This window comes from Bacillus sp. IBL03825 (assembly GCF_024712505.1).
Taxonomy (GTDB): domain Bacteria; phylum Bacillota; class Bacilli; order Bacillales; family Bacillaceae_G; genus Bacillus_A; species Bacillus_A wiedmannii.
In genome coordinates this window covers 1,140,790-1,154,842 of sequence record NZ_JAMXKE010000001.1, presented here as the reverse complement: position 1 = coordinate 1,154,842, position 14,053 = coordinate 1,140,790, and the positions used below count along the sequence as shown (strand labels likewise).

Annotated in this window: 15 protein-coding genes; 7 read left to right on the top strand and 8 right to left on the bottom strand. The window is 37.2% G+C overall.

Going from position 1 to position 14,053, the window contains the following annotated elements; all coding sequences use genetic code 11:
* Positions 1-82: 82 nt before the first annotated feature.
* Positions 83-1,192: an RNA-guided endonuclease TnpB family protein gene (locus tag NHG49_RS06000; RefSeq protein ID WP_149173339.1), complete on the bottom strand. Its 1,110-nt coding sequence runs from the start codon at positions 1,190-1,192 to the stop codon at positions 83-85.
* Between the two features lie 201 nt (positions 1,193-1,393).
* Positions 1,394-2,707, bottom strand: a complete 1,314-nt coding sequence (locus tag NHG49_RS05995) for an alpha-amylase family glycosyl hydrolase (protein WP_149173340.1) — start codon at positions 2,705-2,707, stop codon at positions 1,394-1,396.
* Between the two features lie 212 nt (positions 2,708-2,919).
* On the opposite strand from NHG49_RS05995, the gene NHG49_RS05990 reads away from it, so the two are divergent.
* Positions 2,920-4,152 carry an ammonium transporter gene (locus NHG49_RS05990; protein ID WP_064476828.1) on the top strand — a complete coding sequence of 411 codons (1,233 nt, stop codon included), beginning with the start codon at positions 2,920-2,922 and terminating at the stop codon, positions 4,150-4,152.
* 165 nt (positions 4,153-4,317) lie between these two features.
* On the opposite strand, the gene NHG49_RS05985 is transcribed toward NHG49_RS05990, so the two are convergent.
* The 4 genes from NHG49_RS05985 to asnB all read right to left on the bottom strand — a co-directional run bounded on the left by NHG49_RS05985 (position 4,318) and on the right by asnB (position 9,139).
* Complete coding sequence (locus NHG49_RS05985) at positions 4,318-4,557, bottom strand: hypothetical protein (RefSeq protein WP_240368429.1); 240 nt, start codon at positions 4,555-4,557, stop codon at positions 4,318-4,320.
* A 60-nt stretch (positions 4,558-4,617) separates the two neighbouring features.
* Positions 4,618-6,084, bottom strand: coding sequence for a catalase KatB (gene katB, locus NHG49_RS05980; protein WP_064476830.1), 1,467 nt, complete (start codon positions 6,082-6,084; stop codon positions 4,618-4,620).
* A 59-nt stretch (positions 6,085-6,143) separates the two neighbouring features.
* Positions 6,144-7,103, bottom strand: a complete 960-nt coding sequence (hemH, locus tag NHG49_RS05975; protein ID WP_064476831.1) for a ferrochelatase — start codon at positions 7,101-7,103, stop codon at positions 6,144-6,146.
* Positions 7,104-7,291: 188 nt separating this feature from the next.
* Positions 7,292-9,139 carry an asparagine synthase (glutamine-hydrolyzing) gene (gene asnB, locus NHG49_RS05970; protein WP_149173342.1) on the bottom strand — a complete coding sequence of 616 codons (1,848 nt, stop codon included), beginning with the start codon at positions 9,137-9,139 and terminating at the stop codon, positions 7,292-7,294.
* Between the two features lie 239 nt (positions 9,140-9,378).
* On the opposite strand from asnB, the gene NHG49_RS05965 reads away from it, so the two are divergent.
* Positions 9,379-9,933 (top strand): DUF2777 domain-containing protein, encoded by a 555-nt coding sequence (locus tag NHG49_RS05965; RefSeq protein ID WP_088047844.1) that lies wholly within the window; start codon positions 9,379-9,381, stop codon positions 9,931-9,933.
* A gap of 58 nt (positions 9,934-9,991) precedes the next feature.
* Here NHG49_RS05965 and NHG49_RS05960 read toward each other — a convergent pair whose 3' ends face one another.
* Positions 9,992-10,357, bottom strand: coding sequence for a YisL family protein (locus NHG49_RS05960; protein ID WP_000233490.1), 366 nt, complete (start codon positions 10,355-10,357; stop codon positions 9,992-9,994).
* A gap of 150 nt (positions 10,358-10,507) precedes the next feature.
* On the opposite strand from NHG49_RS05960, the gene rocD reads away from it, so the two are divergent.
* Together rocD and NHG49_RS05950 are read left to right on the top strand one after the other, a co-directional pair.
* Positions 10,508-11,698: an ornithine aminotransferase gene (gene rocD / locus NHG49_RS05955; protein ID WP_000616651.1), complete on the top strand. Its 1,191-nt coding sequence runs from the start codon at positions 10,508-10,510 to the stop codon at positions 11,696-11,698.
* Between the two features lie 109 nt (positions 11,699-11,807).
* A complete protein-coding gene (locus NHG49_RS05950; protein WP_046956998.1) occupies positions 11,808-12,092 on the top strand; it encodes a hypothetical protein in 285 nt (94 codons plus the stop codon).
* Between the two features lie 34 nt (positions 12,093-12,126).
* Here the strand turns inward: NHG49_RS05950 and NHG49_RS05945 are convergent, their stop codons facing one another.
* Positions 12,127-13,026 (bottom strand): fumarylacetoacetate hydrolase family protein, encoded by a 900-nt coding sequence (locus NHG49_RS05945; RefSeq protein WP_154131398.1) that lies wholly within the window; start codon positions 13,024-13,026, stop codon positions 12,127-12,129.
* Between the two features lie 246 nt (positions 13,027-13,272).
* Between NHG49_RS05945 and NHG49_RS05940 the strand changes: the two genes are divergently transcribed.
* The 3 genes from NHG49_RS05940 (at position 13,273) to gerPB (ending at position 13,989) form a co-directional block, all read left to right on the top strand.
* Positions 13,273-13,452, top strand: coding sequence for an aspartyl-phosphate phosphatase Spo0E family protein (locus NHG49_RS05940; RefSeq protein WP_000462847.1), 180 nt, complete (start codon positions 13,273-13,275; stop codon positions 13,450-13,452).
* Between the two features lie 94 nt (positions 13,453-13,546).
* Complete coding sequence (gene gerPA, locus NHG49_RS05935) at positions 13,547-13,768, top strand: spore germination protein GerPA (protein WP_001111187.1); 222 nt, start codon at positions 13,547-13,549, stop codon at positions 13,766-13,768.
* 14 nt (positions 13,769-13,782) lie between these two features.
* A complete protein-coding gene (gene gerPB / locus NHG49_RS05930; RefSeq protein ID WP_048559586.1) occupies positions 13,783-13,989 on the top strand; it encodes a spore germination protein GerPB in 207 nt (68 codons plus the stop codon).
* Positions 13,990-14,053: the final 64 nt, after the last annotated feature.

The following is a 14,053-nucleotide window of genomic DNA, read 5'->3' as shown; positions in this document are numbered from 1 at the left end:
CATCGCTACTTTTGATAGCTAACGAATTTGTCCTAGGACAGCCGAGCTAACTCCCTTGTTCCAAAGGTTATTTTGTTACTATTTATGCCAACACTAATAAGCGAATGGCTTCCTTTTTGATATTGATCGCTGCATTATAATCACGGCCAATTGTGAGTCCACACAAACACGCATACATGCGTTCACATAATGGCATTTCTTTTTTATTTCCACAATTACTACACATCTTTGTAGAAGGAAACCATTTATCTATTTTTACAAGCTGTTTCCCTTGTTCTTGTAGCTTATATGCTAAAAATGTCGTGAACATCCTCCAACCGTTGTCCGCTACACTCTTACCAAATCTAAATGCTCGTGACATTCCTTTCATATGTAAGTCTTCGATTGCTACAACGTCAAAACTCGTAGCTAATTCCTTAGACTTATGATGAAGAAAATTTTTACGTTGATTGGCGACCTTTTCATGCAATTTCGCTACATGAATGCGTTGTTTCTTCCAGCGCTCTGAACCTTTCACACGTCTTGCTAATACTCGTTGTGTCTTCGCTAATTTCTCTAACCTCTGACGATAAAAGCGAGGATAATTGGCTTTCTCATCTTCGCTACTCACATACAATTCAGCCATTGCGAAGTCTAATCCAACTACACTTTGTACTTCTTTTTGTACAATCTCTTTTTCATATTCAGTCAAGATGGACACATAGTATTTACCAGTAGGTGTCATCGAAATCGTACACGATTTGATGATATGTTTTGGCGGGATTTCTCTATGTTGCTTCAGTTTCACCATTTTCAACTTTGGTAATTTGATATAACCATGAAATAACATAATATTTCCGTTTACTCGATTCGTTGTATAGGATTTTCTACTCTTTTTACTTTTGAATGTAGGAAAATCACTTTGACCACTAAAAAAATTCTTATACGCAGTTTGCAAGTTTAATTGCGCGTTGGCCAATGCCAATGAATCAACTTCTTTCAACCATTCATATTCTGTCTTATATTTTGCAGGAGTAGGGATTTTTTTCTTTAGTTCTTCCTTGTCCTCTTTATATTTTTCATATACTTCTATTCGTTCAGCCAGCATTTTGTTATACACAAAACGTACACACCCGAATGTTTTTCGTATGAGATGTGCTTGTTCTTCTGTTGGGTACAGACGAAATTTATACGCCTTATTCTGCTTTGGCATATCCATTCACCTCATTTTCCATAAGCTATGACGGTGATCACACAACCTGAACACTACAAGATTATTATCTACTTTCATTGTTATACCAAAATTCCCCTCTTATAAGACTGATTATATCAGAGGCAAAATAAATAGGAAAACCAAATGTTTGGCTACGCCAAACCGAAATTCATCTCCCACCTGCCGCTAGACTATCGTCTTTCACGCGCCTGAGGAAGGAGACTTCTTTCGGATATATGTTAAAAACGCAATAAACAATACGTTCACACCGACGATTAAAGAGATAAATAACCAATTCACACCTGTTTCTCCATTAACTTTATACACATTTGATTCTTCGCGCTTTAGAACGAGATAAAACTTTCCTTTTTCTTCTCTTATAATTTCATCTTCTAACAATCCTTTTAACTCTTGTTTTTCACCAATCACACTTACAGGTAAAGCAACTTTTTGTGTTTCTTTCGTATTATTAATCGCTACTACTGTCACTTCATCTTTATACTTTCGTTTTAGTACACTCATTCCATCTTTATCATACAAAAGCTCAAACGTACCGCGTCGTAAAGACGGTCTCGTTTGTCTCAGTTCACCGAGTTTCGTTATGTGTTGCATAAATTTCTCATCTGATTTGAAATCCATTAATCGTCTATTATCCGGTGTATCTCCTCCATCTAATGCAATTTCAGTCCCGTAATAAAAATTCGGAATGCCTGGTGCTGTTAATAAATATGTAAGAGCTAGTTTCAAACGAGATGGCGGATAATTCATATTCTCTTTTGCAATACGGGCAAACCTTTTTGTATCTTGATTATCTAAAAATGTAACGGATTCCCCTTCTTTTTTACTCACATCATATAAAGGTTTCACCGATACATCCACTTTAGAAAAAGATTCTACTATTTTTTCGTTATATTCACTATCTTCCTCTGTCATAATACGAAAATCTTTCTTTATCGCTTGCATATCTTTTTGCACGTCATCCCAGAAAGAACGCGACATTTTTTCACTATGCATCACATAGCTTCCATCTAAATCAACTTCTTTGATCCACCATTTCATCGCGTCAATGACTTGTTGTTCGTTTTCTCCAAGCGGAAATTGAAGTACAACTTTTATTCCTTTTGCGTGCGCTTCTTGTACAAATTCTTTCACATCATTTTCTGTTCCAAAATGTTCATTTACCTTTTGAAAATTGTGCACGTCTAACCCATCGTACTTTCCACTTTCAAAAAGTGGAGAAAGCATAACAGCGGTAAAGCCCATTTCTTTTATGTAATCCAGTCTTTTTATAGTCCCTCTTATATCTCCGCCCTGATATCCTTCTAAATTACCAACTTCTAACTGCTTGTCATTTTTCGGTTCTCCATTATTAAAGCGATCAATCATAATGGAATATATAACTTCGTCTCTCCACTCTCTTTTTCCGTCTGCAAACGTATGTATTGGTACAAATAAGACGACAGCTAAACAAAAACAAATGAATAGTTTCCTAGTCCGTATTTTTCCCACACGCATCCCCCATGTTTTTTAATTATAAGAATATTATACCAATTTTCCGAACAAATCGCATATGTTGATTTCTTTCTCCTCAAAATACTTCATGTTAGATTTTCTAACATGAAGTATAAATTTTCTGAATTTTTAGTTGATTTTTCATTTCATTTCGAATATGATATGAAACATAACAAGTTGATGTTATTATTTCTAACATTATAGGAGGAGAGAGAATGAATATGGGAGATACGGTTTTTATGTTTGTAACGACAGTAATGGTCATGTTAATGACACCAGGATTGGCACTTTTTTACGGGGGCATGGTTCGCAGTAAAAACGTACTCAGTACGACAATGCATAGCTATAGCGCAATGGCTATCGTTTCGATTCAGTGGATTGTGATCGGCTATTCTTTATCATTCGGACCAGACTGGCACGGACTTATCGGTACACTCGATTGGTTCGGTTTAAACGGCGTTACCTACGCACCAAATCCAGACTACTCATCTACTATTCCTCACAATTTATTTATGATGTTCCAACTCATGTTCGCTATTTTAACTCCCGCTTTAATTTCAGGTGCATTCGCCGAAAGAATGCGATTTTCTGCTTTCCTTATTTTCATCCTTCTATGGACAACAATCGTTTACAATCCTGTCGCTCATTGGGTATGGGGCGTTGGTGGATGGCTAAGAGAACTTGGCGCGTTAGACTTCGCTGGTGGTAACGTCGTTCATATTACATCTGGCGTGGCCGGCCTTGTATTAGCCATTTTTCTTGGAAAACGAAAAAATATAAACGGTACTTCTCCTCACCATTTACCATTCACAATGTTAGGCGCAGGCTTACTATGGTTCGGCTGGTTCGGTTTTAACGTCGGAAGTGCATTATCTTTAAACGACGTAGCTTTAACTGCATTTATTAATACAAATATAGCCGCTGCTGCCTCTGCATTAACTTGGATGCTTTCAGAATGGTTCTTCCAATCAAAACCGACTGCGATGGGAGCTGCTTGTGGTGTAGTTTCCGGTCTAGTCGCTATTACACCAGCTTGCGGGTTCGTTACACCTTTCTCCGCTCTTCTTATCGGAGCAATTGGCGGCGTATTATGCTTCGGCGCAGTCTTCTTCTTAAAAATGAAATGCGGATACGACGATACACTTGATGCATTCGGATGCCACGGTATCGGCGGAACTTGGGGCGGTATTGCAACAGGACTATTTGCAACTACTGCTGTAAACAGTGATGGCGCGAACGGATTATTTTACGGAAACGCCGCTTTACTGTTCAAACAACTGGTAGCAATCGGCGCAACATATGCATTCACGATCATCATGACGTATGCCATTATTAAAATAATTAACTTCTTCCTCCCTGTTCGGGTAGATGAACACGAAGAACATATGGGACTTGATATTTCGATGCACGGAGAGAAAGCTTACGAGTACACTGAGCGGGTGAACTAAAAAAGAGATGCAGTCTATTAGTAGTAGATTGCATCTCTTTTTATTGTACTTGTCAGCGTTAGATACCCCACCTAGTATTCCAGTGAATATATCGACGATTTTTTAAATATATCGATTTACCAATAAATTCCTACATGACGAAACTGAAGAATACTCCGGTATAACTTACGAATCACCATACTTACTTTTATTCAAACTTAATATAATAAGAAACGCAATCGCTATTACAGCTAAAAAGCGAACTGGATTAAACAGTATTCCTACCGTTTCATTAAAACGATGATAAATAAAAGGAATCACCTCAAGTACCATTAGCCCCATCGCAATTTGAAACGTCTCAGCCATCGCTTTATTTTTTATAAACGCAGCGCGCTCATCACCTTGTTTCCCAATCGCTATAAACATTTTTATAATAGCAAACACTACAAATAAAAAGACGACCGCTTAACAGTCGTCTTTTCCTATTTATTTCGGAGCATTTCCCACATATTGCGTAATATCAACATTTAAAGATTGTGCTAAACGCATTCCGTAATCGTGATCTGCACGGAAGAAGTTACAAATAGCTAGTAATTTCGTGCGCTCATTTACGTCTTTTAAGTCATTTGTTAAGTTTGCAATTAAATTGTCTTGCTCTTCTTTAGAGAATGAACGATAACGCTCACCTGCTTGTTTGAAATCATTTGGTTTATCAATTTTTTCACGAGATACATAACCTTCTACTTTCATAGTTGAATCGCGGTAAGTCGGGTCTTCAACTGGATTTTCAGTATGACGGCTCGGTTCGTAGTTAATTGTAGATGGATTTTGATTTATTTGCATCGCACCATCACGTTGTTGGTTATGAACAGCTGCGTACGGGCAGTTTACAGGAATTTGTAAGTAGTTCGCACCAAGACGGTAACGCTGTGTATCTGGATAAGAGAATAAACGACCTTGTAATAATTTATCTTCAGATGGTTCAATACCATTTACAGTTGCACTTGGAGAAAATGCCACTTGTTCTACTTCTGCGAAGAAGTTTTTCGGGTTACGATTTAACGTCATCGTCCCTACTTCCATTAATGGGAAGCGATCTTCTGGCCATACTTTCGTCGGATCTAATGGATCGAAATCTAAAGAATCCGTTTCCTCTAGTTGCATCACTTGTACGTGTAAATCCCACTTCGGATAGTTTCCTTTTTCGATTGCATCGAACAAGTCACGAGTTGCATGGTTGAAGTCTTTTCCTTGTACTTCTTGCACTTCTTTTGCACTTAAGTTACGTACACTTTGCTGTGGTTTCCAGTGATATTTAATATAGACGATTTTACCTTCTGCATTAATCCATTTAAATGAATGGACACCGAAACCTTCCATTTCGCGATAGCTTGCTGGTGTACCGTAATCAGAAAATACCCACGTCATCATATGTGTAGATTCCGGACTTAACGTCATGAAGTCCCAGTAACGATCTGGTGTTTGAACATTTGTATCAGGTGCTGGTTTTAAAGAATGCACCATATCAGGGAATTTAATTGCATCACGAATGAAAAAGACCGGTAGATGGTTCCCTACGATATCGTAATTTCCTTCCTCTGTATAAAATTTAACAGCGAACCCGCGTGGATCACGAGCTGTTTCCGGAGAACCTTGACCATGAATAACCGTTGAGAAACGAACAAATACAGGCGTTTCAGTTCCTTCATTTTGTAAAAATGCTGCTTTCGTATATTGCTTCATGCTGTTTTTCGTTACGAATACACCGTGAGCACCTGCACCACGTGCATGCACAACACGCTCTGGAATACGTTCACGATCAAAGTGAGCCAGTTTTTCTACTAAATGATAGTCTTCTAATAATACCGGTCCACGGCGACCTGCTGTACGAGAATTTTGGTTGTCTCCAACTGGAGCACCTTGGTTTGTTGTTAAGCGATTATTTGGATTCATCTAGGGGGATCCTCCTCTTTCTTTCATAGTAATTATTATTTATTTAAAATTATTATAAACTAATTATTATTCAAAACTAAATTCTTGTCAACTATTTCCTTCATTTTTTTGGAAACAACTTCAGCTAAACAATCGATAAATACAGGTTGTGAATTTGGCATATTTGGTCTAAAATATGCCAAATTCAACTCATCAGTTACAACTTTACATTCGTAATCATTGTCATATAAAACTTCTAAATGCGCTGCGACAAAGCCAACTGGGCAATATATGAAAGATTCATATCCATGCTCTTCATATAAATCTCTCGTTAAATCTTGCACATCTGGACCAATCCATGGATCAGGCGTATTTCCGGCACTTTGCCAACCCGTTGTATAGTTTTGAATATTGGCAGCCCCCGCAATTAAATCTGCTGTATGCTGCAATTGCTTCACATAAGGGTCCCCTGCTGAAATAATTTTCTCTGGCAAACTATGTGCTGAAAAAATTACGACTGCTTTCTCTTTATCTTCAATCTTTGTAAATGTTTCTTTTATTTGATCTGCCCAATAGGAAATAAATTTCGGTTCATCGTACCATTGTTCAATTGGTTCAATAACAGGGCCACCGATTTCTTTTGAAAGACGAATAGCACGGTCATTATACGCTTTAATGCTAAATGTAGAATAATGCGGCGCTAATACGATACTAATCGCTTGCTCAATTCCATCTTCTTTCATCTCTTCTACTGCATCTTCTATAAATGGAGCGATATGTTTTAAGCCTACATAACAAGTAAATTCATACTCTGTAAACATATTATTCATTGCATCTGTTAATTTATGCGCTTGCTCTTTCGTAATTTTTGCAAGTGGTGAAATTCCGCCAATCGCTTTATAGCGCCCGATTAAGTCTTGGAGCGCTTCTTCTGAAGGTTTACGCCCGTGGCGAATATGTGTGTAGTATGCTTCTACATCATCTAATGATTCTGGCGTTCCATACGCCATTACGAGTAAACCTATTTTTTTCTTTGTCATCTATATAACACCTCAATTTTATAAATGAGAATCTTTTTCAAGAACATTTGTTTCCAATTATAACAACTAATAATAAGTACGTCAAAATAATTATTCTAAATAAGTATTCTTTCTAATATGATTTTGAATTTTATTTGACAATTTATTTAATAGAAAAGCGACTTACTTTTATGTAAGTCGCTTTTCTTCTATTCTTTAATATTTACCCCATACTCTTTAAACCAAACATGAATTTGCGCTAAATGAGCTAAAAGCTGCGGACCAGTCATTAATTGACCGAACCAAGGGGATTGAAATGCACTACCACCTGACTCAATTAATCCGCGCAGCTGTTCTTTATCAAATAGTTCGTGTAAAATTGATCCTTTATCCGTTAATAAATCTTGTAGCCATACTGTTACCACTTTCGTATAGTGCGGATTATGCGTTTTCGGATATGGGCTCTTCTTTCTATATAAGATGTCATTTGGAAGTAACCCTTCTAATGCTTTACGCAATAGACCTTTTTCGCGGTTTTTATACATTTTCATTTCCCAAGGAATATTCCACGCATATTCGACAAGTCGGTGATCCGCAAATGGAACACGTACTTCTAAGCTTGCCCCCATACTCATACGGTCTTTTCTGTCTAATAATGTTGTCATAAACCATACCATGTTCAAGTAAAATAATTGTCGTCTCTTTGCTTCAATTGGGCTTTCTCCCTCTAAAACAGGAACTTCTTGAATAGATTCTTCATAACGCTGCTGTACATATTGTTGTAAGTTTAATTTATTTCTCCATTCTTTCTTTAGCAGTTGTTCACGCGCTTCTGTAGAGCGCATCCACGGAAATGCACTCGATTGTAAATCATCTTCTCTATAAAACCACGGATAACCACCAAATATTTCGTCTGCACATTCCCCAGATAAACCGACGACAAAATCTTGTTTAATTTCGCGGCAAAACCATAATAATGAGGAATCGATATCTGCCATACCAGGCAAATCACGAACGAGTACCGCTTCTGTTAAATACTGTGCTAATTGTTCATTTGAAATGACGCAGCGATGATGGTTTGTTTGAAACGTCTCAGTCATCAAATGAATAAATGGCGCATCTGAATTCGGCTGAAACGCATTCGCTTTAAAGTATTTGTCATTATCTTCATAATCAACAGAGTATGTGTGTAATTGCCCTTTTCCTGACCTTGCGTATTCTTTCGCAGCAATTGCTGTAATTGCACTCGAATCTACACCGCCTGATAGAAAAGTACATAGTGGTACATCAGAAACGAGCTGCCTTGTAATCGCATCTTGTAATAAAAAGCGTGTTTTCTCTACTGTTTCTTCAAAGGAGTCTTCATGTTTTTTGCTTTCTACATTCCAATATCTCCATATACATAAACCGTTCTTTGAAAATGTCATCGCATGACCTGGGCGTAATTCTTTTATACCAGCATAAATGCCATGACCAGGTGTTCTAGACGGCCCAAGACCGAATATTTCAGATAACCCTTCTAACGTTACTTCCGCCTTCACATCTGGATGCGCTAGTATCGCTTTTAACTCTGAACCGAATAGTAATCGTCCACTATCATATTTATAAAATAGCGGTTTTACACCTAATCGATCTCGCGCAATAAATACTTGTTCTTTCTGTTCATCCCATACAGCAAACGCATATATACCGTTTAAATGATCGACACATTCTTCTTTCCATTCAATATACGACGCTAATAGCACCTCCGTATCAGAATGACCTTTGAACGTATATCCTCTTCTTAATAATTCCTTTCGAATATCTTCTGTATTATACAATTCACCGTTATAGCAAATTGCATAATTCGTCTCATCTTTTAAACAAGTCATCGGTTGTTTACCACCCTCAGGATCAACAACGATTAACCGTTTATGCCCAAATGCGACATTGCCTTTAATCCAAACTTTATTATCATCTGGGCCACGTTTCGCTAACGTCTCAGCCATCTTCGTAACGACGTCCCGTTCTCCTTCTAATGAGCGTTTATAATCCACCCATCCTGTAATTCCGCACATACGAATCATCCTTCCATCTTATTTCTTTTCCTAAACGAGCAGTAATCCCCACCCTTAGAGGTGCGGATCAAAAAATGAAAAACTTGACGATAACCTACCATCCACATACGGAATAGCATTTTCACTCAGTAAAACGTGTTTTATTGTATGCCCACCTATGTCTAGGTGTGTCTAGTTATAAAGAATGCACGAACTGTCTATAACAGAAATAACTACTTTTCATAAAGGAGAAATCATGTATGATAAAACGTAACCATATTTTATATAACCAGCCTCGCGCTCATACAGTCGGTAATGTAGAATATATAAACAATGAATGGGTGTTCTTTGATGATGAAAATGATGAAGCATTTTTATTAGAAGATATTGCCGAAGATGGCTTTGAGATTTTATATAACAACAACTGGCTACCAGCTCGTTTCTATGAACAAGATGTATTACAAATCGCCAATGAACAGCATCATTTGCAAAACGGAGAAATGATACGAATTCGAAAAAGATTACTTCTTAGCTATACGGAATGGCTCGAGGAATTACCTGACTCTGTCTTTACGTTATTAACCGAATCATTGCAATCGCTTCACTACTCTTTATATGATTGCATGTATTGTCATAATTATTTATCTTTCTTACCGAAAGAGGAAGCTTGCGAAGGAGTAAATATTCTTTTGTTCGATAACGAAGAGATGATTTGTGCGCTGCAGCACCATTTCGTTCGTCACGCTACGTCAAATAAAAACATGTTTCGTTTTACGAAAGTAAACGGAGAAGAGTTGCATATCGATGCGACCTAAAATAAAAAACCACCTTATCTCCCAAACATTTGAGATTATAAGGTGGTTTTATTTTTTATTAGAATACTTGCCAACCAATTGGTAATTTCAGTCCAAGGTAAAATACTGCTACTAGTGCAACAATAAATAATCCCCAAACTGCCCCTGTTGCTTTGTTCTTGCTCATTTTCACAAGAACCATTTCCATTCCACCGATAACTAAAATACCAGCTATCATTTTTAAACCATACCACATGTGCATGTTACTTGTTGCAGTCTTCATAATACCCATGTACAACATGAAACCTGTCACAATAATGATAATGTACATAAGACGAAGCCCCATATGTACACCTTTACCTTTTCTTCCTGCTGAATAAAGTGAATACGCAACGAAGAATAAAATTAAACCTAACGCCCATGCTGTAATATGCATATGTACCATCGTATCCCCTACCTCCTCTTTTCACACTTTTTCACTCTATATGATAACATGTTCATTTATTTTCAGGAAATGTTTCGCTTTTTTACATTTAAATGCTATAATATTTAGAGTATTTACAAACTTCTTGTAATAACAAAAGGGGGAACAATCATGATTCAAACTAAGGATATTATCGAACTTACAGACACATACGGGGCAAATAACTATCACCCACTTCCAATCGTTATTTCTAAAGCAGAAGGTGTTTGGGTAGAAGATCCTGAAGGAAACCGCTATATGGACTTATTAAGTGCATATTCTGCAGTAAACCAAGGTCATCGTCACCCAAAAATTATTAACGCTTTAATTGACCAAGCTAATCGTGTTACGTTAACTTCTCGTGCTTTCCATAGCGATCAATTAGGTCCTTGGTACGAAAAAGTTGCGAAACTAACTAATAAAGAAATGGTACTTCCAATGAATACAGGTGCAGAAGCTGTTGAAACTGCAATTAAAACAGCACGCCGCTGGGCTTATGACGTGAAGAAAGTAGAAGCAAACCGTGCTGAAATCATCGTTTGTGAAGATAACTTCCACGGCCGTACGATGGGTGCTGTTTCTATGTCTTCAAACGAAGAGTACAAGCGTGGATTCGGTCCAATGCTTCCTGGCATTATCGTAATTCCTTACGGTGATTTAGAAGCGTTAAAAGCTGCAATTACACCAAATACAGCTGCATTCATTTTAGAGCCAATCCAAGGTGAAGCAGGAATTAACATCCCACCAGCTGGTTTCTTAAAAGAAGCTCTTGAAGTATGTAAAAAAGAAAACGTTTTATTTGTAGCAGATGAAATCCAAACAGGTTTAGGCCGTACTGGTAAAGTATTTGCTTGTGACTGGGACAATGTAACTCCTGACATGTACATACTTGGTAAAGCACTTGGCGGCGGCGTATTCCCAATCTCTTGCGTAGCAGCAAACCGCGACATTTTAGGCGTATTCGAGCCAGGTTCTCACGGTTCTACATTCGGTGGTAACCCACTTGCATGTGCTGTTTCTATCGCAGCTCTTGAAGTGTTAGAAGAAGAAAAATTAACAGAGCGTTCTCTTCAATTAGGCGAAAAATTAGTTGGGCAATTAAAAGAAATTGATAACCCAATGATTACTGACATTCGTGGTAAAGGCTTATTCATCGGTATCGAATTAAACGAGCCAGCTCGTCCTTACTGTGAACAACTAAAAGCAGCTGGTCTATTATGTAAAGAAACACACGAAAATGTAATTCGTATCGCACCACCTCTAGTAATCTCTGAAGAAGATTTAGAGTGGGCGTTCCAAAAAATTAAAGCGGTATTATCGTAATAATAGAGAGGTTGTCCTACATGTTGGGACAACCTCTCTATTATTATATTGATTTATACTAAAATAAAATTGCAATTTTCTGTATTTTATTTTAGAAAGCAGGTACGATATGTTATTACGATATGGTAAACATATTAACTATTTAGCTACATCTTTTATTTTAGTTACATTCTTTGGCTTCCTCCTTTCCGTAACATTGCTTAGTCACTACTCAACTTCTACTACATTCACACTACTGAAAGCATCATTTTGGACTGCTGTTACCCTTACTATCATTGGTTTTGGACGAGAAAAAAGCGCACTTACGGTTATACTATTTGGTATTTGTACACTTGCATTCGTTGGTCTTTACACTTTTTCGGTTATCGATTACCTCTATCACCCAAGACCATAGAAAAGAGCTATCTTTTCACAAGATAGCTCTTTTTTCATTTCACTACATTTCGCAAAGTACCAATTCCTTCTACTGTAATGACCACTTCATCACCAGCATGCAAAAACTTCGGTGGTGTGAAACCTTTTCCGACACCAGCCGGCGTTCCTGTTGCGATAATATCGCCTGGCTCTAACGTCATTCCTTTACTTATCGTTGAAATGATTTCTTCTATTGAAAAAATCATTTTATTTGTATTTGAAGTTTGCCTTATTTCCCCATTTACTACCGTCTCAATGTGTAACGCATTTGGCGTTTCAACCATTGATTTATGAATTAGGTACGGTCCCATCGGACAAAATGTATCGAAACTTTTTCCAAGGAAAAATTGTTTATGCTTCCTTTGAATGTCGCGAGCAGTTATATCATTTATAATGGTATAACCAAAAACATGCTCAAGCGCTTTTTCTTTTTTTATTTGTTTCCCTCGCTTACCAATGATGATAGCTAGTTCTCCTTCATAGTCTAGTTCATTCGTTGCGTGGGGATGACTATTAATTTTTTCATCCATTCCAATAACTGTCGTCGGCGCTTTCGTAAAGATCATTATATTTTCTGGAATTGATTCTACTCCGCCCATCTCTATCGCATGCTCACGATAATTTTTTCCAACGCAAAGAATATTCTTCCTTGGCCTTGGAATTGGCGCTAATATTTTCACCTCAGTTAACGGATAATACGCCGCCCCTTCATTTTCCTTCGCCCAATTTACAATATCACATATTTTTTCAAAGCATTCGGTTCCTCTTTCAATACACTCTAACATTGTAATCGGAATCGTAACCTTTTCCCCTTTTTGTCTTTGCGCTTCTCTTACATGCAATACCTTTTCTTCCTCTTCATCCACAATACCTACAAATACCTTTTCATCTTTTTTCGCCGTTACCAAACGCAATATTTCCACTCTCCATCCTAAAACTCATACCCTTTAATTGTATTCGCATCCGTAAGAAAAAAACCTTCTCATGCACGCTAATTTTTACAATATTCTTCTCATATCCTATTCGTTACTCCTTTATATTTGGCATAAAATGTAGAAATTTTACTTTTTTTAGCGAAGGTATTTCTTTTTTATGGGTTTTTTGTATAATATGTACTACATATATACTAAAAATTTCATTTAGAGATGGAGCCGATTTCAATGTTTGAGCAAGCGATTGAAAAAAAACGTGAAAAAATGATTTACTTTGCTGAACGCTACGGAATGACTTCTCAAAAAACAGTGGATTGTAGCCAAGAACTGGACAGGCTCTTAAATGTAATTTGGCATGTACATACGGATTTTCACCCTAATCAAACACTCAATACACACACGCAATAACGTGTGTGTTTCTTTTATAAAAAAAAAACACATTTTATTGAAAACGCCCATACAATAGTAGAAAAGAAAATTTTAAAAACGAAAGGTGTTTTGTATGCCAGCTATGGTCGGACATATTCGTATCGTCAATATTGGATCAAGTGGTATTTTTCATATTGGAGATGTATTTGCGATTAGGCCTATTAGTTATTCACGCGCTTTCGCCGGGGCCGGCTCTTTTAATGTTGGAGATAACGTTTCTGTCTACAATTATCAAAGCGCAACGACTGTCAATGATTCAGATGTAATTGATCAAGCGATAATTGGTTCAACTTAGAGGAGGCGATTGCATTGAATCTTTATGTAAACCAAAGCATCATCATTAATAGCATTAAAATTGATAGCATTACAACCTCTTCTGTATTCCAAATTGGTACTGCAGGAAGTATTAAAGCTCTATCTAAATTCTCAAATAGTGGTGGATTTACAGAGCCCCTTCGCCCATTGCAGGCGAAAGGACAAATTATTTCTATCAAACCATCAACTAGTTCTTCTTAAGACATCCTTGTCATAAATATATAGCAGGAATATTTTTACCCTCCCTACTGAAAAGGAGGTTTCA

What these genes read in the sequence shown, in the direction of transcription:
- NHG49_RS06000 (WP_149173339.1), bottom strand. Translation starts at nt 1,192, where the DNA reads ATGCCAAAGCAGAATAAGGCGTATAAATTTCGTCTGTACCCAACAGAA.
- NHG49_RS05995 (WP_149173340.1), bottom strand. Translation starts at nt 2,707, where the DNA reads ATGCGTGTGGGAAAAATACGGACTAGGAAACTATTCATTTGTTTTTGT.
- NHG49_RS05990 (WP_064476828.1), top strand. Translation starts at nt 2,920, where the DNA reads ATGAATATGGGAGATACGGTTTTTATGTTTGTAACGACAGTAATGGTC.
- NHG49_RS05985 (WP_240368429.1), bottom strand. Translation starts at nt 4,557, where the DNA reads ATGTTTATAGCGATTGGGAAACAAGGTGATGAGCGCGCTGCGTTTATA.
- katB (WP_064476830.1), bottom strand. Translation starts at nt 6,084, where the DNA reads ATGAATCCAAATAATCGCTTAACAACAAACCAAGGTGCTCCAGTTGGA.
- hemH (WP_064476831.1), bottom strand. Translation starts at nt 7,103, where the DNA reads ATGACAAAGAAAAAAATAGGTTTACTCGTAATGGCGTATGGAACGCCA.
- asnB (WP_149173342.1), bottom strand. Translation starts at nt 9,139, where the DNA reads ATGTGCGGAATTACAGGATGGGTGGATTATAAACGCTCATTAGAAGGA.
- NHG49_RS05965 (WP_088047844.1), top strand. Translation starts at nt 9,379, where the DNA reads ATGATAAAACGTAACCATATTTTATATAACCAGCCTCGCGCTCATACA.
- NHG49_RS05960 (WP_000233490.1), bottom strand. Translation starts at nt 10,357, where the DNA reads ATGGTACATATGCATATTACAGCATGGGCGTTAGGTTTAATTTTATTC.
- rocD (WP_000616651.1), top strand. Translation starts at nt 10,508, where the DNA reads ATGATTCAAACTAAGGATATTATCGAACTTACAGACACATACGGGGCA.
- NHG49_RS05950 (WP_046956998.1), top strand. Translation starts at nt 11,808, where the DNA reads ATGTTATTACGATATGGTAAACATATTAACTATTTAGCTACATCTTTT.
- NHG49_RS05940 (WP_000462847.1), top strand. Translation starts at nt 13,273, where the DNA reads ATGTTTGAGCAAGCGATTGAAAAAAAACGTGAAAAAATGATTTACTTT.
- gerPA (WP_001111187.1), top strand. Translation starts at nt 13,547, where the DNA reads ATGCCAGCTATGGTCGGACATATTCGTATCGTCAATATTGGATCAAGT.